A 23,609-nucleotide genomic window follows, 5' to 3' on the forward strand; every position below is an offset into this window, starting at 1 on the left:
CGTGCGCACCGGCAAATGTCGAGGTCTCATCTGCTAGTTGAAAATGTTTCATCTGTGGTCGCTGAACAGCTCGACGAAAGGCAGCGTCACGGCAGCATCGGCGCTGGCATGGCGATATAACAGCCAGGTGCGGCTTTTCACCGGTTCATTGCCCACCACAATCGGCGTGCGAAACAGCGACTCCGCCAGCGGCTGATAGCTGGAGACAATGGCATAGCCCATCCCCCTTTCGACCATGGCCAGGCACACTTCCAGTTTGTCCACGCTCATCGCCACACGAGGTGCCAGTGAATAATTGGCATTCCACCACCGTTCAATCAGCCGCGTGATATGCCCGCCATGGTTGATTTTAATCTGCGGCAGATGGGGCAGCAGCGCCAGGTCAATTGGCTGCCGACTGATCAGATAGTAGTTATCTTCATCGATCAGCCTTTTGCCCTCTTTCCAGCCGTAATCATCCTTCACCAGCGCCAGATGCACATCGCCACGCTGGAGTTTCAAATACATCTCTTCACTGAGGCCGCTGACCAGATTGATGTTGATACCGGGGTGCTGCTGACTGAATTCGGCCAGCAGATCGGGCAGACGATAGGCGGCGAAATTGCTGGAAACGCCGATGCGCAATTTCCCCTGTTGCGGGCCATTCAGGCTTTGCAGAGTGGTTTTCAACAGATGCAGTTCGTCCAGTACGGTTTCCGCATGCTGCGCCAGATAGCGTCCCTGAGCGGAAAATGTCAGCCCGCGCCCACTCTCCTCAAACAGCTGGATCGACAGCTTGCGCTCGATCTGCTTTAACCGGTAGCTCAGCGCAGGCTGCGAGGTAAACAGCTGTTCGGCAGCGCGGGTGATGTTTTTGTACTGCCAAACGGTCCGGATAATTAACCAGTCTTTTTCATTCATCTCACTCTCTGCCATGCCAGAAACCCACATCCATAAAATATTTTTTGGGCAGGCTTTGCAAGCCATAAAAAAGCTCAATTGGGAATTGTGCAGAAAAAAGCCTATATCTGTTTAACACTCTAATTTAACAGAAATTAACTGCACCTGATTGGGGAGCCAATATGTCTTTACGCACCAAAAACGCGCAGAAAGATAAAATTATTTATGCCGTGGAGGCAATCAGCCCGGCAATGCAGGAGCTGGCGATGAACCTGCACCAGAATCCTGAACTGAGCTTTGAAGAGCACCGTTCGGCGGCGGCACTGATTGCCCCACTACGCAACGCGGGTTTTGCCATTGAAACCGGCACCGGTGGGCTGGAAACAGCCTTCCGGGCGACCTGGCGTAAAGGCACAGGCGGCCCGACCATTGCCTTTCTGGCCGAATATGATGCCCTGCCTGAGCTGGGACATGCCTGTGGCCATAACCTGATAGGCAGCGCTTCAGTGACGGCTGCCCTGGCGCTGAAGGCAGCAGAGCTGAATTTTGATGGCTGCATTGAAGTGATTGGTACACCGGCAGAGGAAGACGGCGGCGGCAAAATTATCATGGTTGAAAAAGGTGTTTTCAACGATGTGGATGCGGCAATGATGTTCCATCCACGGGAGAAGAATATGGTGGTGCGCGGCGCTCTGGCCTGCCATGACTCGACGTTTAAGTTTTACGGTAAATCGTCTCATGCCGCCTCCGCTCCCCAGCTTGGCATCAGCGCCCTGGATGCGGTGATCCACACCTTTAACGGTATCAATGCCCTGCGTCAGTTCTTCACCGACGATGTGCGTGTTCATGGCGTAATCACTAACGGTGGCAGCGCAGCCAATATTGTCCCGGCCTATGCCGAAGCCAAATTTATCCTCCGCGCAGCTACCGTGGGGGGTCTGAGTGAGGTTCGCCGTAAAGTTTATGCCGCAGCAAAAGGGGCAGCAGAGATGACCGGGGCTCGCGTAGAGATTGAAGAAGGCCTGATCTACGCCGAGCGGAACAACAATCTGGCCCTGGCAGAGAGCTTTACCCGCAACCTGGCGCTGATGGGCGTGGAGAGTTATGACCCGCCAAAAAGTGGCGGCGTCGGTTCTTCCGATATTGGCAACGTCAGCCAGGTCACTGCGGCTATCCATCCCTATCTGCGCATTGGTGATGTAACACCCCACACGCCGGAGTTTGCCGCAGCGGCAGGCTCCCCGGCAGGATTAACCGCCATGCTGACCGCCGCAAAAGCGCTGGCGATGACGGCTTATGACTTATGCCACGATGAGGCCCGGCTGATGGCCGTCAGGAGCGAGTTTATCGAGTGGCAATCACAAACGATTACGGCAGGAGCAAAACAATGAAAACCCGTGTTCTGACGCTGGCGATGCTGGCCCTCTGTTGTTCTTCCGCCCTGGCAGCAGGTGAAACCCTGCGTGTCGGTGCCGATCTGACTTATCCACCGTTCCAGTACCGGGATGTTAACGGCACGCCGACCGGCTTCGAAATCGATATCACCAATGCCGTCTGCAAAGCAGTGGCGGTGAAATGTGAGTATGTCGTCAGCAGCTTTGATGCCGAGATCCCGTCGCTGATGGCGAAGAAAGTGGATTTCATCTCGCCGCTGGGTGCGACAACCAAACGTAAGAAGTCGATAGATTTCAGCAACTTTATCTATCACGTTCCTTCACAACTGGTGGCGCAAAAAGGTTCGACTTTGCAGCCTACGCCGGAATCCCTACAGGGTAAAAATATCGCCGTGCAGCAGGGATCTATTCAGGAGATGTACGCCAATAAGTATTGGGCACCAAAAGGCGTCAGCGTGAAAACCTATCCCGACCAGGACGTTATTTATCAGGATTTGGCGGCAGGCCGTCTTGATGGTGCGCTCAGCCCGGCCGTTGCCGTCACCTTTGGCTTCTTACAGAAGCCGGAAGGCAAAGACTTTGCACTGACCGGCCCCGAAGTGCGTGACGATGTGTTGTTCAGCATCGGTTCAGCCTATGGCGTACGCAAGGGCGACGTGAAGACGCAGAAGCTGCTGAATGAGGGGTTGGCTAAGATCATGGCCGATGGCACCTGGCAGAAGATTAAGCAGCACTACTTTGGTGATATCGAGATGAAAGTGACCAGGACGGCCACGCCTGAAGCGGCGAAATGAGTCGGGAGGCTGCTTGCAGCAGAGAACATCAGATGAAGGGCGCACACCGTATGCAGCAGAGAAAATCTGATAAAGAGGGAGATCCCTATGCGGCTTAATGAGCCAGACCGGACTGAGCTTGCGCCACTGATGGATGCTTTGCTGGATCGGTGGATGCATCTGGACCGCCTCTCGGGGAGTGAAGAGGCAGAACGCTCAGTGGATCTGCTGATGCAACAGCTTAGCGCCGTGGGCCTCTCTCCCGTGCGTGAAACCTGCCAGCTGTATCTCAGCGATCCGCTGACGGCCTCGCTGACTTTGCCGGATTTTCCACAATGGCAGGGGGAGGCGAAAACCCGTTCTTTTTCAGCAAACTGCCCGGATGGGGTGACAGGAACGCTGGTTTATGACCGGCGTTCCCTTCAGCAGGTCGCTGACCTGGAGCGGGCAGGCTGGGAAGCTTCAGTGCGTGGTAAGATTGTGATTGCCGATCAGGCTTTTGAAGATTATGTTCAGCGCCTGGTCCGGGCCGGGGCGGTTGGCTTGATCCATATCTGGGGATCGGCTGAAGAAGCGCTGCATGAAGAGACGGTGGGGCCGGTCTGGGGAACGCCGGTTCCTGATGATATGCAGCTCTATCCTGCCCTTCCCGTTATTTCAGTTAACCATCAACTTGGCCGTCAGTTACTGGAGATTGTGCGCCGCAATCAGGGGCCTGTTGCTGCCAGGCTGACCACAACGCTGAATGAGCATGTTGCTCACTGTAGCCTGCCCGTTGTGGATATTCCTGGTGAGATCGACGAATTTGTCCTGCTCTCCAGCCACTATGATTCCTGGCATCAGGGCCTGACGGATAATGCCACCGGCAATGCACTCTGCCTGGCCGTAGCGGCATACTTCCATCAGCAGCAGCCTCTGCTAAAGCGCGGATTACGCATTGCCTGGTGGCCCGGACATTCCAATGCCCGTTATGGCGGATCGACCTGGTACGCCGACCATTATCGCCGTGAACTTCAACAGCGCTGCGTGGCGCATCTCAATGTGGATTCACCCGGCTGCAAAGACGCAACTGAAGTGGTGGTCAATGCCAGCGGCGCGGAGAAGACCGGTTACCTGAATCAGATAATCAATGAGGCGACAGGCAAGCCAGCGCGTCGCATCACCCCGCTGGGAAAAGGTGGCGATCAGTCTTTCTGGGGCTGTGGTATTCCACTGCATTTTGCCTTCCGCGAGGAGCCGGAAACCCGCATCAGCCAGTCACCAGGCAGCGGTGGGGGTTGGTGGTGGCATACTGAGGAAGATACCCGTGACAAAGTTGACGATGCCATTCTCTGGCGCGACTGCCGAATCCACATTGGCTGGCTGACACAATTACTCTGTGACGAAGCATTACCCTTGGATCCTGCCGGCTATCTGACGTTGTTGGTTCAGGAGCTGGATCAGTTACAACACTCTCTTGACCCGCAGTTTGATCTTGCGCCGATCGGAAGCGAACTGCTGCAGCTAATGAAACAACTTGCTGATATTGAGGGATTTCAGGAAGATCAAAGTAAGAGGCAAGCTGTTTGCCAGGCCGTGGCCTTGTGGCACCGCGTCCGTTACAGCTCAACTGATGATTACCATTATGATCGGAGCTACCATGGCGGAGCTTTCCCTGGTCTGCAGCTTTTACGCGAGCAGCGGCAGCAAACCACAACGCCGCTCACTTTTCTCACCATGATGACACAGTTTATTCGCCAGCGAGATCGGGCAGTGAGTTTGCTGCGGCAAAGTGGCAAGCTGCTGGAAAAGATTTCCGGATCGTAAACGCAAAAAACCCCGGCCGTCAGGCCGGGGTTCCTGTCTGAAAGCAAAAAGGCCACCCGTAAGGGTGGCCTTTCTGTTTTATTTGATGCCTGGCAGTTCCCTACTCTCGCATGGGGAGACCCCACACTACCATCGGCGCTACGGCGTTTCACTTCTGAGTTCGGCATGGGGTCAGGTGGGACCACCGCGCTACAGCCGCCAGGCAAATCTTGGTGCCGTCCTGTGTCTTTCGTGCAGATACTGCGTTACCTGCGCTGGTAAGCTCAGTCACATACCCTCGTATGCTCCTTCCCTCACTGCACTTGCCGCCTTCTCTCTGCGCAAAATCCTTCGGACATCAGTCCGCAGAACAGCTAAATTCTTATCCGGTTCAGGCTGAAAATCTCTTTTGCGTCTCTCAGACGCCACCAGAACGCTTCTGGCGTTGTAAGGTTAAGCCTCACGGGTCATTAGTACCGGTTAGCTCAACGCATCGCTGCGCTTACACACCCGGCCTATCAACGTCGTCGTCTTCAACGTCCCTTCAGGGGCCGCAAGGGCCCAGGGAGAACTCATCTCGAGGCAAGTTTCGCGCTTAGATGCTTTCAGCGCTTATCTTTTCCGCACTTAGCTACCGGGCAGTGCCATTGGCATGACAACCCGAACACCAGTGGTGCGTTCACTCCGGTCCTCTCGTACTAGGAGCAACCCCTCTCAATTCTCCAGCGCCCACGGCAGATAGGGACCGAACTGTCTCACGACGTTCTAAACCCAGCTCGCGTACCACTTTAAACGGCGAACAGCCGTACCCTTGGGACCTACTTCAGCCCCAGGATGTGATGAGCCGACATCGAGGTGCCAAACACCGCCGTCGATATGAACTCTTGGGCGGTATCAGCCTGTTATCCCCGGAGTACCTTTTATCCGTTGAGCGATGGCCCTTCCATTCAGAACCACCGGATCACTATGACCTGCTTTCGCACCTGTTCGAGCCGTCACTCTCACAGTCAAGCCAGCTTATGCCATTGCACTAACCTCACGATGTCCGACCGTGATTAGCTGACCTTCGTGCTCCTCCGTTACTCTTTGGGAGGAGACCGCCCCAGTCAAACTACCCACCAGACACTGTCCCCACGCCGGATCACGGCGCCAGGTTAGAACATCAAACGTTAAAGGGTGGTATTTCAAGGTTGGCTCCACGCAGACTGGCGTCCACGCTTCAAAGCCTCCCACCTATCCTACACATCAAGGCTCAATGTTCAGTGTCAAGCTGTAGTAAAGGTTCACGGGGTCTTTCCGTCTTGCCGCGGGTACACTGCATCTTCACAGCGAGTTCAATTTCACTGAGTCTCGGGTGGAGACAGCCTGGCCATCATTACGCCATTCGTGCAGGTCGGAACTTACCCGACAAGGAATTTCGCTACCTTAGGACCGTTATAGTTACGGCCGCCGTTTACCGGGGCTTCGATCAGGAGCTTCTCCTTACGGATAACCCCATCAATTAACCTTCCGGCACCGGGCAGGCGTCACACCGTATACGTCCACTTTCGTGTTTGCACAGTGCTGTGTTTTTAATAAACAGTTGCAGCCAGCTGGTATCTTCGACTGGCTTCAGCTCCGGGAGCAAGTCCCTTCACCTACGCGCCAGCGTGCCTTCTCCCGAAGTTACGGCACCATTTTGCCTAGTTCCTTCACCCGAGTTCTCTCAAGCGCCTTGGTATTCTCTACCTGACCACCTGTGTCGGTTTGGGGTACGATTTGATGTTACCTGATGCTTAGAGGCTTTTCCTGGAAGCAGGGCATTTGTTACTTCAGCACCGTGGTGCCTCGTCATCACGCCTCAGCCTTAAAGCGTTCCGGATTTGCCTGGAACACCAGCCTACACGCTTAAACCGGGACAACCGTCGCCCGGCCAACATAGCCTTCTCCGTCCCCCCTTCGCAGTAACACCGAGTACAGGAATATTAACCTGTTTCCCATCGACTACGCCTTTCGGCCTCGCCTTAGGGGTCGACTCACCCTGCCCCGATTAACGTTGGACAGGAACCCTTGGTCTTCCGGCGAGCGGGCTTTTCACCCGCTTTATCGTTACTTATGTCAGCATTCGCACTTCTGATACCTCCAGCAGACCTCACGGTCCACCTTCGACGGCTTACAGAACGCTCCCCTACCCAACAACGCATAAGCGTCGCTGCCGCAGCTTCGGTGCATGGTTTAGCCCCGTTACATCTTCCGCGCAGGCCGACTCGACCAGTGAGCTATTACGCTTTCTTTAAATGATGGCTGCTTCTAAGCCAACATCCTGGCTGTCTGTGCCTTCCCACATCGTTTCCCACTTAACCATGACTTTGGGACCTTAGCTGGCGGTCTGGGTTGTTTCCCTCTTCACGACGGACGTTAGCACCCGCCGTGTGTCTCCCGTGATAACATTCTCCGGTATTCGCAGTTTGCATCGGGTTGGTAAGCCGGGATGGCCCCCTAGCCGAAACAGTGCTCTACCCCCGGAGATGAGTTCACGAGGCGCTACCTAAATAGCTTTCGGGGAGAACCAGCTATCTCCCGGTTTGATTGGCCTTTCACCCCCAGCCACAGGTCATCCGCTAATTTTTCAACATTAGTCGGTTCGGTCCTCCAGTTAGTGTTACCCAACCTTCAACCTGCCCATGGCTAGATCACCGGGTTTCGGGTCTATACCCTGCAACTTAACGCCCAGTTAAGACTCGGTTTCCCTGCGGCTCCCCTATACGGTTAACCTTGCTACAGAATATAAGTCGCTGACCCATTATACAAAAGGTACGCAGTCACACCACGAAGGTGCTCCCACTGCTTGTACGTACACGGTTTCAGGTTCTCTTTCACTCCCCTCGCCGGGGTTCTTTTCGCCTTTCCCTCACGGTACTGGTTCACTATCGGTCAGTCAGGAGTATTTAGCCTTGGAGGATGGTCCCCCCATATTCAGACAGGATACCACGTGTCCCGCCCTACTCATCGAACTCACAGCAGGTGCATTTTTGTGTACGGGAGTGTCACCCTGTACCCTGCGACTTTCCAGACGCTTCCACTAATGCACAAGCTGATTCAGGTTCTGGGCTGTTCCCCGTTCGCTCGCCGCTACTGGGGGAATCTCGGTTGATTTCTTTTCCTCGGGGTACTTAGATGTTTCAGTTCCCCCGGTTCGCCTCGCAACACTATGTATTCATGTTGCGATAGTGCAACGGATTGCACTGGGTTTCCCCATTCGGGTATCGCCGGTTGTAACGGTTCATATCACCTTACCGGCGCTTTTCGCAGATTAGCACGCCCTTCATCGCCTCTGACTGCCAGGGCATCCACCGTGTACGCTTAGTCACTTAACCTCACAACCCACAAGCGTCCCGCAGGACACGTTGTCAGCTGTAAGCATTTGAGAGACTCGAACATATCGTTGACTTCATTCTTATTACGGAGAATGAAAACGACATGTCGTTTCAATTTTCAGCTTGTTCCGGATTGTTAAAGAGCAAATATCTCAAACGTGACTCACCTTCCGGTAAACCAGTTTTGAGATACTGTTGGAGACATCTTTCACCTGTCACCAGGCAGGTGGCGTCCCCTAGGGGATTCGAACCCCTGTTGCCGCCGTGAAAGGGCGGAGTCCTAACCGCTAGACGAAGGGGACACTGAAAGTGTCACGACTTCGCAGCCGTCCTGCTCGTTACTTTTCTATCAGACAATCTGTTGTGGACACTGCGGAGGAAGGTATCTTCAGGTAAGGAGGTGATCCAACCGCAGGTTCCCCTACGGTTACCTTGTTACGACTTCACCCCAGTCATGAATCACAAAGTGGTAAGCGCCCTCCCGGAGGTTAAGCTACCTACTTCTTTTGCAACCCACTCCCATGGTGTGACGGGCGGTGTGTACAAGGCCCGGGAACGTATTCACCGTGGCATTCTGATCCACGATTACTAGCGATTCCGACTTCACGGAGTCGAGTTGCAGACTCCGATCCGGACTACGACGCACTTTATGAGGTCCGCTTGCTCTCGCGAGGTCGCTTCTCTTTGTATGCGCCATTGTAGCACGTGTGTAGCCCTGGCCGTAAGGGCCATGATGACTTGACGTCATCCCCACCTTCCTCCGGTTTATCACCGGCAGTCTCCTTTGAGTTCCCGACCGAATCGCTGGCAACAAAGGATAAGGGTTGCGCTCGTTGCGGGACTTAACCCAACATTTCACAACACGAGCTGACGACAGCCATGCAGCACCTGTCTCACGGTTCCCGAAGGCACCAAAGCATCTCTGCTGAGTTCCGTGGATGTCAAGGCCAGGTAAGGTTCTTCGCGTTGCATCGAATTAAACCACATGCTCCACCGCTTGTGCGGGCCCCCGTCAATTCATTTGAGTTTTAACCTTGCGGCCGTACTCCCCAGGCGGTCGACTTAACGCGTTAGCTCCGGAAGCCACTCCTCATGGGAACAGCCTCCAAGTCGACATCGTTTACGGCGTGGACTACCAGGGTATCTAATCCTGTTTGCTCCCCACGCTTTCGCACCTGAGCGTCAGTCTTTGTCCAGGGGGCCGCCTTCGCCACCGGTATTCCTCCAGATCTCTACGCATTTCACCGCTACACCTGGAATTCTACCCCCCTCTACAAGACTCCAGCCTGCCAGTTTCAAATGCAGTTCCCAGGTTAAGCCCGGGGATTTCACATCTGACTTGACAGACCGCCTGCGTGCGCTTTACGCCCAGTAATTCCGATTAACGCTTGCACCCTCCGTATTACCGCGGCTGCTGGCACGGAGTTAGCCGGTGCTTCTTCTGCGGGTAACGTCAATCGGCAGGGTTATTAACCCTGCCGCCTTCCTCCCCGCTGAAAGTACTTTACAACCCGAAGGCCTTCTTCATACACGCGGCATGGCTGCATCAGGCTTGCGCCCATTGTGCAATATTCCCCACTGCTGCCTCCCGTAGGAGTCTGGACCGTGTCTCAGTTCCAGTGTGGCTGGTCATCCTCTCAGACCAGCTAGGGATCGTCGCCTAGGTGAGCCGTTACCCCACCTACTAGCTAATCCCATCTGGGCACATCCGATGGTGTGAGGCCCGAAGGTCCCCCACTTTGGTCCGTAGACGTTATGCGGTATTAGCTACCGTTTCCAGTAGTTATCCCCCTCCATCGGGCAGTTTCCCAGACATTACTCACCCGTCCGCCACTCGTCACCCGAGAGCAAGCTCTCTGTGCTACCGTTCGACTTGCATGTGTTAGGCCTGCCGCCAGCGTTCAATCTGAGCCATGATCAAACTCTTCAATTTAAGTTTGATTTGCTGAAACACGTTCAGCGATGCTCATCTGTAAAACGTCATAATGAATTTCATTATGTGTTCACTCGTGAGACTTGATATTTTTTACGTCCGGAGACGCTGATATCAATCCTGCGAGTGCCCACACAGATTGTCTGATAAATTGTTAAAGAGCGGTGCGACGCAGCGTGGCTGCCTGTCGCGAGGTGGCGTATATTACGCTTTCCTCTTTCAGAGTCAACCCCATTTTTTCAGGAATTTCCTCTTCATCTTTCAGCACGCTGAGCGCTTGCTCGTTGCCGTTCGATGGAGGCGCATTATAGGGATGCGCCGCGGGAAGGCAAGCATAAAAACGAAGTTTTTTCTCGTTCGCTGAAACTTCGTTCACAACGCTGCTTTTTAGCCCTGTTTTATCCTTGCAGGAAGGTCAGCCAGGCTATCAATCACCCAATCCGCCGCTTTTTCCCCCTCTTCTGTTACCGGCTTCCCGGTACGAACTAATACCTTTATACCGACTCCGGCCGCTTTACCTGCCAACATGTCATCAATCTTGTCACCGACCATATAAGAAGCTGCCATATCGATATTCAGCTCTTTCTGCGCGGACAACAGCATCCCCGGCTGCGGCTTACGGCAATCACACTGCTGGCGATACTCTTCTTCTATAGCTTCCGGATGATGAGGACAGAAGTAGATGCCGTCGAGATCGACATCCCGGTCGGCCAGTGACCAGTCCATCCACTCTGTCAGCTGCATAAAGGTGTCTTCTGAAAAGATACCGCGCGCGATGCCGGACTGGTTAGTCACCAGCACCAGCGCGTAGCCCATCTTCTTAAGCTCGCGCATCGCATCGATCACGCCATCAATAAAGTGAAAGTTGTCGATCTCATGAATGTAACCATGGTCAACATTTATCGTGCCGTCACGATCCAGAAAAATTGCGGGGACTTTGTCTGCCACGTAGAAACTCCTGCTACTAAATTTGCCGTAGAGTATCGCATGATTGCGCTCACCACGAGAATGCCAGTTTGAATGACTTTGATTGATTCAGACGTCTGGATGCCTTAACATCCACTCGCCTTCCGCCCTGGTCGGAATGCACTAAAATAAACGCCACGGATAATGCATCACCTAATAAAATGATAAAACTCTCTCATATCACCAAAGTGTTCCAGCAGGGTACACGCACCATTACAGCGCTGTCTGACGTCAGCCTGCATGTGCCTGCGGGACAAATTTACGGCGTGATTGGCGCCTCGGGCGCGGGTAAAAGTACCCTGATACGCTGCGTTAACCTGCTTGAGCGCCCAACGTCCGGCAGCGTGCTGGTCGATAACCAGGACCTGACTACCCTTTCAGAAAGTCAGCTGACGCTGGCCCGCCGCCAGATTGGCATGATCTTCCAGCATTTTAACCTGCTGAATTCCCGGACGGTAGCCGGCAACGTTGCCCTGCCGTTGGAATTGGGCAAGCTGTCCAGAAGCGAAATCAAAACCCGCGTCAGCGAGCTGCTCGATCTGGTTGGACTGGCCGACAAGCACGATGCCTGGCCCGCAAACCTTTCCGGCGGACAGAAACAGCGCGTGGCCATTGCCCGTGCGCTGGCCAGCAACCCGAAAGTGCTGCTGTGCGACGAAGCCACCAGCGCGCTGGATCCGGCCACCACCCGCTCGATCCTCGAACTACTGAAAGACATTAACCGCCGGCTGGGGATCACCATTTTGCTGATCACTCATGAGATGGATGTGGTTAAGCGCATCTGCGATCAGGTCGCTGTTATCAGTAATGGCGAGCTGATCGAGAAAGATACGGTAAGCGAAGTGTTCTCGCATCCTAAAACGCCCCTGGCACAGCAGTTTATCCAGTCCACGCTGCATCTGGATATTCCGGATGATTATGCCGCGCGTATGTCGGCAGAAGCCCGCCCGGACAGCGTACCGTTGCTACGCCTGGAGTTCACTGGTCAGTCAGTTGACGCGCCGCTGCTTTCCGAGTCAGCCCGTCGCTTTAACGTGAACAATAATATTATCAGCGCCCAGATGGATTATGCAGGCGGCGTGAAGTTCGGCATTATGCTGGCCGAAATGCACGGGACGGAAGCGGACGCACAGGCAGCCATAGATTTTCTGAAAGAACACCACGTGAAGGTAGAGGTATTAGGTTATGTCTGAGGCAATGATTCTTCTTCTCTGCCGCGGCGTCTGGGAGACGCTGGTAATGACCTTCGTTTCTGGCTTCTTCGGTTTCGTGCTGGGTCTGCCTTTGGGCGTCTTGCTTTACGTCACCCGTCCGGGACAAATTATTGAAAACCGCGCGCTCTACCGTTCACTGTCCGCGCTGGTTAACATTTTTCGTGCCATTCCGTTTATCATTTTACTGGTGTGGATGATCCCGTTCACCCGCATGATCGTCGGCACCTCAATTGGTCTGCAAGCTGCCATCGTGCCTTTAACTATCGGTGCAGCGCCCTTTATTGCCCGTATGGTTGAAAACACGCTGCTGGAACTGCCTGCCGGCCTGATTGAAGCCTCCCGTGCCATGGGCGCAACGCCAATGCAGATCGTGAAAAAGGTTCTGCTACCGGAAGCGCTGCCAGGCCTGGTCAATGCCGCGACCATCACGCTGATCACCCTGGTGGGTTATTCCGCAATGGGTGGCGCCGTGGGTGCCGGTGGCCTGGGTCAGATCGGTATCCAGTATGGTTATATTGGCTATAACGCGACAGTGATGAATACGGTTCTGGTCTTATTAGTGGTTTTGGTCTATTTAATTCAGTTCTGTGGCGACCGCATCGTTCGTGCAGTCACCCACAAGTAAACAACAGTACGTTCTGATTATTAAGGAAGGGATATGTCTTTTAATTTTAAAACTCTTGCCGCTGTGGGTGCGCTGATTGGTACGTTAGCGCTGGTTGGTTGCGATCAGAAAGAGAAAGATCCAAACCACATTAAAGTCGGTGTGATTGTCGGTGCTGAACAGCAGGTTGCTGAAGTCGCCAGGAAAGTCGCGAAAGATAAATACGGCCTGGACGTTGAGCTGGTGACCTTCAACGATTACGTGCTGCCGAACGAAGCGCTGAGCAAAGGCGACATCGACGTCAACGCTTTCCAGCACAAGCCATATCTGGATCAGCAGATCAAGGACCGTGGCTATAAGCTGGTGCCGGTCGGCAATACCTTTGTATACCCAATCGCGGGCTACTCCAAGAAAATAAAATCTCTGGATGAGCTGCAGAACGGCGCACAGGTTGCCATCCCTAATGACCCGACCAACCTCGGCCGTTCCCTGCTGCTGCTGCAGAAAGTGGGCCTGATCAAGCTGAAAGACGGTGTTGGCCTGATGCCAACCTCTCTGGACGTGATTGAGAACCCAAAAAATATCAAGCTGGTCGAACTGGAAGCGCCGCAGCTGCCACGTTCACTGGATGACCAGCAGATCGCTCTGGCAGTTATCAATACGACCTACGCCAGCCAGATCAACCTGACTCCGGCGAAAGACGGTATCTTTGTTGAAGACAAAGAGTCCCCTTACGTGAACATCATTGTTTCCCGTGAAGATAACAAAGATGCTGAAAACGTTAAAAAATTCGTGCAGGCCTATCAATCTGACGAAGTGAGCGAAGCCGCTGATAAAATCTTTAACGGTGGCGCAGTAAAAGGCTGGTAACTGGCTTCAGTTCCGGCACATATCGCCGGTATGCCTGTTATCACCTGAACAAAGCGGGCTGCAGCCCGCTTTGTTCCATTCTGAGCGCTTGTTATTTCCTCCGGGGCTTGTTTCAATAACGCCACTTTTACCGAACCGAACATAAGGATCCCCCCATGCGAGTTTTACCGCTCTGTTTGTTAGCCCTTTCGCTGACAGGGTGTACGTTGCTGCATAAACCTTATAAGCCAGTTGAGCCTTTCAGGCAGCCTACGCAAACCGAGCAGGAACAGGCTAAACCCGCTCCCCGTCCTTCGCCGGTTAAAATCTACACCAACGCCAGCGACCTGGTGAGCAAACCGTTCCGCGACCTGGGTGAAGTCTATGGTGAAGACTGCCAGAGCAGCCGGCAGAGCTCGCCGCCGAACATCAACACGGCACGAAAACGGATGCAGATCCATGCTTCCGGCATGAAGGCCAACGCCGTACTCCTTCACAAGTGTGAAATCCTCACTAACTCGCAGGGCTGCTATCGCCAGGCCGTCTGTCAGGGTTCGGCGCTGAAAGTGACCAATCAATGAGTTCCTTTTCCTTCCAGCAAATCGGCACTATCCGTTCTCCCTGGAAGGAGAAGTTTGCCGTTCCCCGCCAACCCGGTTTGATTCAGGACGGCGGTGGAGAATTGCACCTGCTCGCCCCTTACAATCAGCCGGAAGCCGTTCGCGGCCTGGAAGCGTTCAGCCATCTGTGGCTGCTGTTTGTCTTTCATCAGACAATGGAAGGAGGATGGCGCCCCACTGTCCGACCACCGAGACTGGGAGGCAATGCCCGGATGGGCGTGTTCGCAACCCGTTCCACCTTCCGTCCGAATCCTGTTGGCATGTCGCTGGTTGAACTGATCGGCATCCGCACGGAACAAGGTGGCGTGATCCTGGAACTGGGCAGCCTGGACCTGGTTGATGGCACACCTGTAGTGGATATCAAACCCTATCTGCCTTTTGCGGAGTCTCTCCCACACGCGCAGGCTGGCTTTGCTCAGGAGGCTCCGGCTGCTGATATGCCGGTGACCTTCTCCGCTCATGCGCAGCAGCAGATTGCCCGCCAGCAACCGAAATACCCGCATCTTGAACGCTTTATCTGCCAGGTCCTCGCTCAGGATCCCCGCCCGGCCTACCGTAAAGGAGAAGAACCCGGGCGCGAATATGCTGCCTGGCTACTGGATTTCAATGTCCGCTGGTGCGTGAACGCCACGGGGACGCTGGTGACCGCCGTCGACAGTCGTTAATTTATGCCCCGGCATCTTTTGAGTCTCCGGACACGCTGGTACACTAGCCGCCAGCAATTTTTTTGCCTGGCTTAATTCGTAAGCTCTTTGCTTAACTGGAATCGTAACTCATGCGTACTACTCAATATCTGCTCTCCACCCAGAAGGAGACTCCTGCCGACGCTGAAGTGATCAGCCACCAGCTGATGCTGCGCGCCGGGATGATCCGCAAACTGGCCTCCGGCCTGTACACCTGGCTGCCAACCGGCCTGCGCGTACTGAAAAAAGTTGAAAACATCGTGCGTGAGGAGATGAACAACGCCGGTGCTATCGAGATTTCCATGCCGGTGGTACAACCCGCCGATCTGTGGCAGGAAAGTGGACGCTGGGAGCAGTACGGCCCCGAGCTGCTGCGCTTTGTCGATCGCGGCGAACGCCCGTTTGTTCTGGGTCCGACGCATGAGGAAGTGGTCACTGATCTGATCCGCAACGAGCTGAGCTCCTACAAGCAGCTGCCGCTGAACGTGTTCCAGATCCAGACCAAATTCCGTGATGAAGTTCGTCCGCGCTTTGGCGTGATGCGTTCACGTGAGTTCATCATGAAGGATGCTTACTCGTTCCACACCTCGCAGGAATCCCTGCAGGCGACCTACGACGATATGTACCGCGCCTACAGCCAGAGCTTCAGCCGTATGGGTCTGGACTTCCGCGCGGTGCAGGCGGATACCGGTTCAATCGGCGGCAGCGCTTCTCATGAATTCCAGGTACTGGCGAAAAGCGGCGAAGACGATATCGTCTTCTCTACCGGTTCCGACTATGCCGCCAACATTGAGCTGGCTGAAGCGGTAGCCCCGGCGGCAAGCCGTGCGGATGCCGCTCAGGCGATGACCGAAATCGACACGCCGGACGCCAAAACCATCGCTGCTCTGGTTGAGCAGTTCAACCTGCCGATTGAGAAAACCGTCAAGACGCTGATGGTCAAAGCCACCAAAGAGAGCGGCCATGGTCTGGTTGCCCTGCTGGTGCGCGGCGATCACGAGCTGAATGAAGTGAAAGCGGAGAAGATTGATATCGTTGCCGTGCCACTGACTTTCGCGTCTGAAGAAGAGATCCGTGCTGCTGTGGGTGCCGGCCCGGGTTCACTTGGCCCGGTAGGATTGGCCCTGCCAGTCGTGATTGACCGCACCGTGGCCGCAATGAGCGACTTCGCGACCGGTGCCAATAAAGATGGCAAGCACTTCACCGGCGTGAACTGGCAGCGAGATCTGCCGCTGCCGCGCGTGGCAGATATCCGCAACGTGGTGGAAGGCGATGCCAGCCCGGACGGTAAAGGTACGCTGCTGATCAAGCGCGGAATCGAAGTGGGCCATATCTTCCAGCTCGGCACCAAGTACTCTGAAGCGATGAAAGCCTCAGTGCAGGGCGAAGACGGCCGTAACCAGATTCTGACCATGGGCTGTTACGGTATCGGTATTACCCGTATCGTTGCCGCAGCAATTGAGCAGAACCATGACGATCGTGGCATTATCTGGCCTGCCGCGCTGGCTCCGTTCCAGGTGGCTATCCTGCCGATGAACATGCACAAATCCTTCCGCGTGAAGGAGCTGGCAGAACAGCTTTACGGCCAGCTGCGTGCGAAAGGTATTGATGTCATTCTGGATGACCGTAAAGAGCGTCCGGGCGTGATGTTTGCCGATATGGAACTGATTGGCGTGCCGCACACTATCGTGATTGGCGACCGTAACCTGGACAGCGAAGAGATTGAGTACAAATCCCGTCGCGAAGGTGAAAAGCGCATGATCAAAACCAGCGAGCTCCTGGATTTCCTGGTAAGCGTTGTAAACGCATAAAAACAACGGCGGCGGACTGAATCACTCAGCCCACCGCCGCTTTATTACCTGCTGACTTTCAGCACAACGCTTTAAGCTTCATCCCGCTGTGCCCCTCAGCATCACACTTTCCAGGTTTACGCTTTACCAGACTGTTCCGGCATCGGACTCAGCCTTCTTTAACCGCTGCCAGCCTGTAGCTGTTGACAGACTGAATCGGATTACCCTGCGTATCCATCATCTCCAGCCCGTCATTCAGCGGACGGAAGTAACGCTTCTCGCCTTTATCAGAAATCAGCACCAGCTTCTCTGCCGTACGACTCCAGTGGCCCTGCTGCGCGTTACTGACATCAGACGATCCCAGATAATGTTCGCTCAGAGTGTAGCGTCCGCCCTGTTGCAGGGAGAGAGAAACCTGAATGCCCTCGCAGTCAGCACAGGGGATAACGCCCTGATACTTCTGCATCATGGTATCCGGCGTTTGTGCCGCAGAAACGGTCTCGTGATTCTGGCAGCCGAGCAATGAGCCGAAAAACAGCGTTACCAGCATTGCCACGATGATTTTTTTCACTTGGTTCCTCCTGCCCCAGGCAAGTCGGTTTATTCCGGAGCGCGACGCATTTTGCCGCGCAGTGATTTGGTAGAGGCTTTACGGGCCTTGCTTTCCAGCCGACGTTTTTTGGAAGCCAGCGTGGGCCGGGTGGCACGCCGCGTCTTTTCCACCACCGTCAGTTCCTGAATCAGGTTTTCCAGCCGCTTCAGCGCCGCCTCCCGGTTCATTTCCTGGCTGCGGTACTCCTGCGCCTTGATGACCACCACGCCTTCCGGCGAGATCAGGTGGTGGCTGGCAGCCAGCAGGCGCTCTTTATAGAACTCCGGCAGGCTTGAAGCACGGATATCAAAACGCAGGTGGATAGCCGTGGAGCTTTTATTAACGTTCTGACCACCGTTGCCCTGTGCCCTGATCGCGGTCAACTCAAGCTCACTGTCCGGGATGGTGACGCTGCGTGACAAAACAATCATGCCAGTTTGCCGAAAACCAGCCAGTCGGTAAAGCGCAGTTCGAGGTGTTTTTGCTCGTCGGACAGCCAGATTGTGCCATCCTGCACCGTGGCCTGCAGGTTCATGGAACGGGACGCCAGGCCGGTCAATGCACTGAGCTGCTCATCATCCAGAAAGCGAATGGTCAGATTATTGTACGGCAGCTTGTTCTGGTTCTGCTGCCACCAGATTTGGGCAGCCCGGGCGTTGTAAGTATAAAGATAAACGCTGGCGGAACGGTTGCAGGCTTTTTTTACCCGGCGCTCATCCGGGAGGCCCAGTTCCACCCATATTTCAATGCCGTTGTGATCGTTGAGTAGCCAGATTTCCGGCTCATCTTCTGCACTCAACCCACGAGTAAAGACCAGCCGCTCGTTGGCGTTCACCACCCATGCCAGCAGTCGCAGCATCAGCCGCTCTTCCGTTTCGGAGGGATGACGGGCCAGCGTCAGGTTGCTGTCGATAAAAACATTTCTGTCCATATCGGCAACGTTAATCATCGCTTTGTAAATCGTTGCTTTAAGTGCCATGAGGTTCCTTATCTTGATTAACCGCTATTGTAACCCGTTGACACAGCAAATCACTCGCCGGTGGGCTGATTTCACGTAAAATCCTGTGTTATAGTCGTTAAATCGCCAGAGAAAACTCTTGAGGTGCACGTGCAAAAGTATTGTGAATTAGTTCGTCGCAAATACGCTGAAATCGGCAGCGGCGATCTGGGATACGTGCCGGACGCATTAGCTTGCGTTCTGAAAGCACTTGATGAGGTAGCGGCTAATACTGAGCTACACTCTTCCATCAGGGAACAGGCAGCTTTTGCTGCTGCAAACTTATTGGTGAGCGATTATGTTGACGAATGAAGCCTATAAACCGATCAACTGCGATGATTACGACAACCTGGAACTCGCCTGTCAGAATAACTGGATGCTGGTGCTGGCCCTGAAAAACGGTGAGCAGTTGAAGGCCAAAGCGACGGACATGGTGTCACGTAAGAACGTGGAATACCTTGCTATCGACCTGTCTGGTGAAGTCCGTGAACTGCGCCTGGACCATATTGCCAGCTTCAGTCATCCGGAGCTGGGCACTGTTGTCGTCAGCGAGTCTGATTAAACCCACGCGGGCGGGATCTTCCCGCCCACAGCCTTTTCAGGGTTGCAAACCGGCATAATAAGCAGCCAGATCGTCAATATCGCCGTCACTCAGTCCCGCCACGAAAGCCTTCATCACTTCCGCCTGACCGCCACTGCGTCCCCCATTTTGATAATCATGCAGCGCCTGCGCAAGGTAAGCCGCTTTCTGCCCGGCAAGATTGGGATAGATGGGGGCAGCCGATTTTCCTGCAGCACCATGACAGGCCTGACAGCGGGCAGATTTGTCCTTGCCTGCCTGCACATTCCCTGCCGCCAGTGCCGGTATACTCGATGCAGCCAGCGTCAGGGCCAGCAGTGTTTTTATGATCATTGCTCTTTCTCTTGTTGCCAGCAGATTTGCCAGCCGGGTTGCTTTCCGGGATTGCCTTCACGGGTCACAAAGACGCCCATAGCGGCAATCAATTGATCGCCATAAAAAATTAGCGGCGTGCGTTCACGCTGCCAGGGCGGAATCGCAAGTTCCTGCCAGATTTTTTTCAGCGGACGGCTGCCAGCTCGCCCGATAATATGAAATTTTCCCTGCGCCCGGAAGCGCACGGTGACCCTTTCCTGCTCTGAGGGAGGGCGAATGGTGACTGTCTTTCCGCCTGAAGGGCCGGAGGCTTTTTCTTCTGTTGTCACAGAACACACCATACCCTCCAGCCCACTGGCAGCAGGGCCAGTGGCTGCCTCTTCACCAGAAGCCATCGCTTCCGTCTCCGTCCGCACCAGCCATCCTGCTCCGGCAGGCAACCTCACACTCCTCTCACTGGCAGGCCACTCAATCACCGCATCGCGTAAAGGCTCACTCTGCTCAAGCCAGTAAAGCCGGTTGCGATAGCGGCGAACCTCATGACTGCCCAGCAGCAGGCACGGCTCTGCATCTTCACGGCTGCAGGCCACTTCCTGCCAGATCCGCAACAGCGCATCACGGGATGGCATCAGTCCCTGTTTCCGCGCAATCCAGCGGCGGAGAAGCGCGCCCCGTCGGGCTTCACTCATTCCCAGCAGCGGCTCAATCGCCAGCGAATTCTGCCGATCCACCAGCTCACTCAGCGATTCCATCAGCAACTCATCCAGCAGTTGCTCCTGCTCAGCGCACAGGCTTGCGCTGCGTGAAACTGCCTGAGAAAAATGTGGCCAGCGCGTGGTCAGCAGCGGTAACACCGTCTGCCGCAGGAAGTTTCGGTCAAAGCGTTCGTCCTGATTGCTGTCATCCTCAATCCATTGCAGCTGATGCTCTGCCGCCCAGGCTTCCAGCTGCAGCCGGGAAAAGGCGAGCAGAGGGCGTAAATGTGGGTGAGTATCAAGCAGGGCATAAGCAGGCATTCCGGACAGACCAGCCGGACCACTCCCCCTCTTCAGCGCCAGCAGCAGCGTTTCACTCTGGTCGTCCTGATGCTGGGCGGTCAGCAACGCTTCCCCTTCCTGCAAATGGTCGAGAAAAGCCTGATAACGTGCATGGCGCGCGGCGGCTTCAATGCCTTTTTTCCGGCTATCAACCTTCACTTTCACCACTTCCAGAGGAACCTGCCACTCTGCACACTGTTGCTGACAGTGCATGGACCAACCGTCAGCCAGCGGATTCAGTCCATGATGGATATGGATCGCACGTAGTTGAAGCTCAGGAAATTGCTGCCGCAGGCGGATCAGCTGATGCAGCAGCACGCTGGAGTCGAGCCCGCCGCTGTAGGCCACCAGCAGGCGCTGATGTCCGGCAAGTTGCTGTTGAAGGTGAAGCAGTGACATTTCGATCCCATGGAGTGGCAACCCGGCCATGCCTGACCGGGTCGGTATGGCGTTATCTTACGCCTGATACAGCTCCAGCGGCAAACCATCCGGATCGGAGAAGAAGGTATAGCGCTTGTCGGTCACCGGATCAATGCGGATCGTTTCACAAATCACGCCTTTTGCTTCCAGATGCGCTTTCGCGGCATCAATATCCGCCACGCTGAAGGCCAGATGACGCAGGCCGCAGGCTTCAGGCTGGGTCGGCCGCGCTGGCGGGAATGGGAACGAAAACAGCTCAATGGTGTACTGGCCGTTCAGCGCCAGGTCCCCTTTCCACGAGTCGCGGGCTTCCCGGTACACTTCGCCCATCAGGGTGAAGCCAAGCACGTCACAGTAAAAAGATTTACTGACTTCATACTGGCTGGCGATGATAGCGATGTGATGAACCTGCTTAATACCTAACATAGTGACTCCTTTGTAATAGCTTCCATCGGCTAGATTACGCAGCCCGGCGCGCGGCGACAATGGCACAATTCTGGAACTACTCTTTCAGCACGCGCACCAGATATTGCCCCTCTTCCGTCAGCCTTGCGCCGTGGATATCCGTTTCAAAACCCGGATAATGTTCCCCGATACTGCACAGCATCAGCAGGAAATCGAGCACCGCACGGCTCTCTTCGGTGATCATCTCTCCCGGCATCACCACCGGCACGCCTGGCGGATAAGGCAGGATCATATTGGCCGACACGCGCCCCACCAGCTCACCAATCTCCACCGTTTCCACATTCCCCTTCACCTGCTGCTGGAACATCTGATGTGGGGTCATTTTCATTTCCGGCAGCGTGGCGAAAGCCTGCAGCATCAGGCGCGGCAGATCGTGCTGGCGGATCAGATTATGGATGCCCTGCGCCAGCGTCTGGATCCGCATGTTGCGGTAGAAGTCAGGATCCTCGGCGTAGAGATCCGGCAGCATGTTCTTCACCCGCAGGTTAAGATCATACGCACGCTTAAACTCCGTCAGCCCGCGTAGCACGCTCATCGCTTTGGTTTTGTCGATGCCAATGCTGAACAGGAACAGCAGATTATACGGGCCGGTTTTTTCCACTACCACGCCGCGCTCATCCAGATACTTCGCAACCAGCGCTGCCGGGATCCCTTCTTCCGCCATCACGCCCTGCTCGCTCATGCCCGGCGTGAGGATGGTGACTTTGATCGGATCGAGATACATATGATCGGCATCGGCATCCATAAAGCCGTGCCAGTCCTCTTCTCCCGGCTGGATCGGCCAGCATTCTGGCTCATCGACCCCTTCCGGCTGCCAGATATCGAAGAACCAGCCATCCGACTCTTCGCGCAGGCGCTGCACCTCACGGCGGAAATGCAGCGCCCGCTCGACGGAGCGGTTGATCAGCCGCTTGCCGGGGTTGCCACGCAGCATCGCCGCCGCGGTTTCAATTGAAGCCACTATGGAGTAGTTCGGCGAGGTGGTGGTGTGCATCATATAGGCTTCGTTAAAGGTCTGCTCGTCGTAGTCACCCTTAATGTGGATCAGCGACGCCTGCGAGAAAGCCGCCAGCAGTTTGTGCGTCGACTGCGTTTCATAGATCACTTTGCCCGGTGTCCGCTCACCGCTCATGCCACTCAGGCCGCTGTAAATCGGATGGAAGTTGGTATAAGGCACCCAGGCAGAATCAAAGTGGATTGAAGGGACGTCCAGCGTCTCCTTGATATACTTCGTGTTGTACAGCAGGCCGTCATAGGTGGAGTTGGTGATCACCGCGTGCACCGGCCAGCTGGCGCGGTCGGTCTGGGCTACTTTCAGCGCAATGCTTTCTCTGGTGAATTCTCGTTTGGGGATCCCGCCAAGTATCCCCAGTGCGTTGCGGGTTGGCTTCAGCCAGATGGGGATGATGTCGCTCATCATCAGCAGATGAGTCAGGGATTTGTGGCAGTTGCGGTCAATCAACACGGTACTGCCAGCCGCAGCAGCATACATGCCAACAATCTTGTTGGACGTTGAGGTGCCGTTGGTCACCATATAGCTTTGTTCAGCGCCAAAGGTGCGGGCCACATACTCTTCCGCTTCAAGGTGCGGGCCGGTATGGTCAAGCAGCGATCCCAGCTCGGTCACCGAGATAGAGATGTCAGCCTTCAGGGTGTTGGCCCCGAAAAAATCATAAAACAGCGTGCCGACCGGGCTTTTCTGGAAGGCGGTTCCCGCCATATGACCAGGAGTACAGAAGGTGTATTTTCCCTCTTTCACGTAGGTAAACAGCGCTTTGGTCAGTGGCGGCGTGATGGTATCGATATATTCATCGGTGTACTGGCGGATACGCTGGGCGATCTCTTCCGCCACGCCAAGGCCATATTCAAAGAACCACATCGCCATGCGCATTTCATTGGCACTGACGTCCATGGTGGAGTGGGTGTTGATGAAAGCATACAGCGGCAGATATTCATTCAGCTGATTGATTTCACTACACAAATCGAAGTTGTATTCGTCCCAATCGAAGATCACTCCGCAGATGCGCGGGTTGTGCTCAATCAGTTTCAGCAGGTCGTTGGCATCTTTCGGGTAAATGGTCTGGTATCCCAGGGTGCCGAGCGCCCCGACCAGTTCACGGATGGGTTCATCTTTATAGAATGCGTTATGCGGTCCCATGATTGCGATAATATTCAATGCGTACCTCCTGGTGATCATGCGCAGGGATAAGCATAGCGAACATTGCTCCGCAACAGGAGAGAGTTAGTCTGAGCCGTCACCCTTGCTCATCCAAAACATACCCGTTCAACATCAATACTGTTGCCTTCCCATTCGGATTGACAGAGAGATAAACCTGGAATTAATAACATTTTCTGAA

At 54.8% G+C, this 23,609-nt stretch carries 21 protein-coding genes, 1 tRNA gene and 3 rRNA genes; 11 read left to right on the plus strand and 14 right to left on the minus strand.

The features are described 5' to 3' along the window. Positions 1–48: 48 nt before the first annotated feature. A complete protein-coding gene (locus GSQ70_RS06050) occupies positions 49–900 on the minus strand; it encodes a LysR family transcriptional regulator (RefSeq protein WP_158785241.1) in 852 nt (283 codons plus the stop codon). Positions 901–1,061: 161 nt separating this feature from the next. On the opposite strand from GSQ70_RS06050, the gene GSQ70_RS06055 reads away from it, so the two are divergent. From GSQ70_RS06055 to GSQ70_RS06065, 3 genes are all read left to right on the plus strand, one after another. Continuing rightward, on the plus strand, positions 1,062–2,270 hold the full coding sequence (locus GSQ70_RS06055) for a M20 family metallopeptidase (RefSeq protein ID WP_158781712.1): 1,209 nt from the start codon (positions 1,062–1,064) through the stop codon (positions 2,268–2,270). Next, the gene (locus GSQ70_RS06060; RefSeq protein WP_158781713.1) at positions 2,267–3,067 is read left to right on the plus strand and encodes a transporter substrate-binding domain-containing protein; all 801 of its coding nucleotides are present in this window, start codon (positions 2,267–2,269) and stop codon (positions 3,065–3,067) included. The genes GSQ70_RS06055 and GSQ70_RS06060 overlap by 4 nt, the downstream gene beginning before the upstream one ends. An 87-nt stretch (positions 3,068–3,154) precedes the next feature. Further along, on the plus strand, positions 3,155–4,852 hold the full coding sequence (locus GSQ70_RS06065) for a M28 family peptidase (RefSeq protein WP_158781714.1): 1,698 nt from the start codon (positions 3,155–3,157) through the stop codon (positions 4,850–4,852). Between the two features lie 87 nt (positions 4,853–4,939). Here the strand turns inward: GSQ70_RS06065 and rrf are convergent. The 6 genes from rrf to gmhB form a co-directional block, all read right to left on the minus strand. Next, positions 4,940–5,055, minus strand: a 5S ribosomal RNA gene (gene rrf, locus GSQ70_RS06070). 225 nt (positions 5,056–5,280) lie between these two features. Further along, positions 5,281–8,187: ribosomal RNA gene (locus GSQ70_RS06075) — 23S ribosomal RNA — on the minus strand. 227 nt (positions 8,188–8,414) lie between these two features. Next, a tRNA-Glu gene (locus tag GSQ70_RS06080) sits at positions 8,415–8,489 on the minus strand. A gap of 91 nt (positions 8,490–8,580) precedes the next feature. After that, positions 8,581–10,120: ribosomal RNA gene (locus tag GSQ70_RS06085) — 16S ribosomal RNA — on the minus strand. Together the 16S, 23S and 5S rRNA genes with 1 tRNA gene alongside form the textbook arrangement of a ribosomal RNA operon. A gap of 154 nt (positions 10,121–10,274) precedes the next feature. Next, positions 10,275–10,496 (minus strand): hypothetical protein, encoded by a 222-nt coding sequence (locus tag GSQ70_RS06090; RefSeq protein ID WP_158781715.1) that lies wholly within the window; start codon positions 10,494–10,496, stop codon positions 10,275–10,277. Positions 10,497–10,507: 11 nt separating this feature from the next. Then, positions 10,508–11,068: a D-glycero-beta-D-manno-heptose 1,7-bisphosphate 7-phosphatase gene (gene gmhB / locus GSQ70_RS06095; protein WP_158781716.1), complete on the minus strand. Its 561-nt coding sequence runs from the start codon at positions 11,066–11,068 to the stop codon at positions 10,508–10,510. A 179-nt stretch (positions 11,069–11,247) separates the two neighbouring features. Between gmhB and metN the strand changes: the two genes are divergently transcribed. The 6 genes from metN (at position 11,248) to proS (ending at position 16,867) form a co-directional block, all read left to right on the plus strand. After that, positions 11,248–12,279: a methionine ABC transporter ATP-binding protein MetN gene (metN, locus tag GSQ70_RS06100; protein ID WP_158781717.1), complete on the plus strand. Its 1,032-nt coding sequence runs from the start codon at positions 11,248–11,250 to the stop codon at positions 12,277–12,279. After that, the gene (locus GSQ70_RS06105; protein WP_158781718.1) at positions 12,272–12,925 is read left to right on the plus strand and encodes a methionine ABC transporter permease MetI; all 654 of its coding nucleotides are present in this window, start codon (positions 12,272–12,274) and stop codon (positions 12,923–12,925) included. Before metN ends, GSQ70_RS06105 begins: the two co-directional genes overlap by 8 nt. A gap of 33 nt (positions 12,926–12,958) precedes the next feature. Further along, positions 12,959–13,774, plus strand: coding sequence for a MetQ/NlpA family lipoprotein (locus tag GSQ70_RS06110; RefSeq protein WP_158781719.1), 816 nt, complete (start codon positions 12,959–12,961; stop codon positions 13,772–13,774). Between the two features lie 155 nt (positions 13,775–13,929). Then, the gene (gene rcsF, locus GSQ70_RS06115; RefSeq protein ID WP_158781720.1) at positions 13,930–14,334 is read left to right on the plus strand and encodes an Rcs stress response system protein RcsF; all 405 of its coding nucleotides are present in this window, start codon (positions 13,930–13,932) and stop codon (positions 14,332–14,334) included. Next, positions 14,331–15,038 (plus strand): tRNA (N6-threonylcarbamoyladenosine(37)-N6)-methyltransferase TrmO, encoded by a 708-nt coding sequence (tsaA, locus tag GSQ70_RS06120; protein WP_158781721.1) that lies wholly within the window; start codon positions 14,331–14,333, stop codon positions 15,036–15,038. Before rcsF ends, tsaA begins: the two co-directional genes overlap by 4 nt. Before the next feature lie 110 nt (positions 15,039–15,148). Beyond that, positions 15,149–16,867 carry a proline--tRNA ligase gene (gene proS / locus GSQ70_RS06125; RefSeq protein ID WP_158781722.1) on the plus strand — a complete coding sequence of 573 codons (1,719 nt, stop codon included), beginning with the start codon at positions 15,149–15,151 and terminating at the stop codon, positions 16,865–16,867. Between the two features lie 148 nt (positions 16,868–17,015). On the opposite strand, the gene GSQ70_RS06130 is transcribed toward proS, so the two are convergent. The 3 genes from GSQ70_RS06130 to GSQ70_RS06140 are packed head-to-tail and all read right to left on the minus strand — an operon-like array spanning position 17,016 to position 18,417. Beyond that, positions 17,016–17,417, minus strand: a complete 402-nt coding sequence (locus GSQ70_RS06130; RefSeq protein ID WP_158781723.1) for a copper resistance protein NlpE N-terminal domain-containing protein — start codon at positions 17,415–17,417, stop codon at positions 17,016–17,018. Between the two features lie 29 nt (positions 17,418–17,446). Further along, positions 17,447–17,869, minus strand: coding sequence for an alternative ribosome rescue aminoacyl-tRNA hydrolase ArfB (arfB, locus tag GSQ70_RS06135; protein WP_158781724.1), 423 nt, complete (start codon positions 17,867–17,869; stop codon positions 17,447–17,449). Next, positions 17,866–18,417 carry a YaeQ family protein gene (locus GSQ70_RS06140; protein WP_158781725.1) on the minus strand — a complete coding sequence of 184 codons (552 nt, stop codon included), beginning with the start codon at positions 18,415–18,417 and terminating at the stop codon, positions 17,866–17,868. The genes arfB and GSQ70_RS06140 overlap by 4 nt, the downstream gene beginning before the upstream one ends. A gap of 129 nt (positions 18,418–18,546) precedes the next feature. Here GSQ70_RS06140 and GSQ70_RS06145 point away from each other — a divergent pair, with 129 nt between their 5' ends. Both GSQ70_RS06145 and rof read left to right on the plus strand, forming a co-directional pair. Further along, entirely contained in the window at positions 18,547–18,747 is a 201-nt protein-coding gene (locus tag GSQ70_RS06145; RefSeq protein WP_158781726.1) for a YaeP family protein, read from the plus strand. Continuing rightward, on the plus strand, positions 18,734–18,997 hold the full coding sequence (gene rof, locus GSQ70_RS06150) for a Rho-binding antiterminator (protein ID WP_158781727.1): 264 nt from the start codon (positions 18,734–18,736) through the stop codon (positions 18,995–18,997). The genes GSQ70_RS06145 and rof overlap by 14 nt, the downstream gene beginning before the upstream one ends. A gap of 36 nt (positions 18,998–19,033) precedes the next feature. Here rof and GSQ70_RS06155 read toward each other — a convergent pair whose 3' ends face one another. From GSQ70_RS06155 to GSQ70_RS06170, 4 genes are all read right to left on the minus strand, one after another. Continuing rightward, positions 19,034–19,348, minus strand: coding sequence for a cytochrome c (locus GSQ70_RS06155; RefSeq protein WP_158781728.1), 315 nt, complete (start codon positions 19,346–19,348; stop codon positions 19,034–19,036). Beyond that, positions 19,345–20,766, minus strand: coding sequence for a tRNA lysidine(34) synthetase TilS (gene tilS, locus GSQ70_RS06160; protein WP_158781729.1), 1,422 nt, complete (start codon positions 20,764–20,766; stop codon positions 19,345–19,347). The genes GSQ70_RS06155 and tilS overlap by 4 nt, the downstream gene beginning before the upstream one ends. Positions 20,767–20,823: 57 nt before the next feature. After that, on the minus strand, positions 20,824–21,213 hold the full coding sequence (locus GSQ70_RS06165) for a VOC family protein (protein ID WP_158781730.1): 390 nt from the start codon (positions 21,211–21,213) through the stop codon (positions 20,824–20,826). Positions 21,214–21,289: 76 nt separating this feature from the next. Continuing rightward, complete coding sequence (locus GSQ70_RS06170; RefSeq protein ID WP_158781731.1) at positions 21,290–23,428, minus strand: lysine decarboxylase LdcC; 2,139 nt, start codon at positions 23,426–23,428, stop codon at positions 21,290–21,292. Positions 23,429–23,609 lie beyond the last annotated feature (181 nt).

The organism is Pantoea sp. BAV 3049 (assembly GCF_009765445.1).
Lineage (GTDB): Bacteria > Pseudomonadota > Gammaproteobacteria > Enterobacterales > Enterobacteriaceae > Erwinia.

Excerpts from the sequence above, each read along its gene's own strand:
- GSQ70_RS06050 (WP_158785241.1), bottom strand. The coding sequence starts at position 900 with ATGAATGAAAAAGACTGGTTAATTATCCGGACCGTTTGGCAGTACAAA.
- GSQ70_RS06055 (WP_158781712.1), top strand. The coding sequence starts at position 1,062 with ATGTCTTTACGCACCAAAAACGCGCAGAAAGATAAAATTATTTATGCC.
- GSQ70_RS06060 (WP_158781713.1), top strand. The coding sequence starts at position 2,267 with ATGAAAACCCGTGTTCTGACGCTGGCGATGCTGGCCCTCTGTTGTTCT.
- GSQ70_RS06065 (WP_158781714.1), top strand. The coding sequence starts at position 3,155 with ATGCGGCTTAATGAGCCAGACCGGACTGAGCTTGCGCCACTGATGGAT.
- metN (WP_158781717.1), top strand. The coding sequence starts at position 11,248 with ATGATAAAACTCTCTCATATCACCAAAGTGTTCCAGCAGGGTACACGC.
- GSQ70_RS06105 (WP_158781718.1), top strand. The coding sequence starts at position 12,272 with ATGTCTGAGGCAATGATTCTTCTTCTCTGCCGCGGCGTCTGGGAGACG.
- GSQ70_RS06110 (WP_158781719.1), top strand. The coding sequence starts at position 12,959 with ATGTCTTTTAATTTTAAAACTCTTGCCGCTGTGGGTGCGCTGATTGGT.
- rcsF (WP_158781720.1), top strand. The coding sequence starts at position 13,930 with ATGCGAGTTTTACCGCTCTGTTTGTTAGCCCTTTCGCTGACAGGGTGT.
- tsaA (WP_158781721.1), top strand. The coding sequence starts at position 14,331 with ATGAGTTCCTTTTCCTTCCAGCAAATCGGCACTATCCGTTCTCCCTGG.
- proS (WP_158781722.1), top strand. The coding sequence starts at position 15,149 with ATGCGTACTACTCAATATCTGCTCTCCACCCAGAAGGAGACTCCTGCC.
- arfB (WP_158781724.1), bottom strand. The coding sequence starts at position 17,869 with ATGATTGTTTTGTCACGCAGCGTCACCATCCCGGACAGTGAGCTTGAG.
- GSQ70_RS06140 (WP_158781725.1), bottom strand. The coding sequence starts at position 18,417 with ATGGCACTTAAAGCAACGATTTACAAAGCGATGATTAACGTTGCCGAT.
- rof (WP_158781727.1), top strand. The coding sequence starts at position 18,734 with ATGTTGACGAATGAAGCCTATAAACCGATCAACTGCGATGATTACGAC.
- GSQ70_RS06155 (WP_158781728.1), bottom strand. The coding sequence starts at position 19,348 with ATGATCATAAAAACACTGCTGGCCCTGACGCTGGCTGCATCGAGTATA.
- tilS (WP_158781729.1), bottom strand. The coding sequence starts at position 20,766 with ATGTCACTGCTTCACCTTCAACAGCAACTTGCCGGACATCAGCGCCTG.
- GSQ70_RS06165 (WP_158781730.1), bottom strand. The coding sequence starts at position 21,213 with ATGTTAGGTATTAAGCAGGTTCATCACATCGCTATCATCGCCAGCCAG.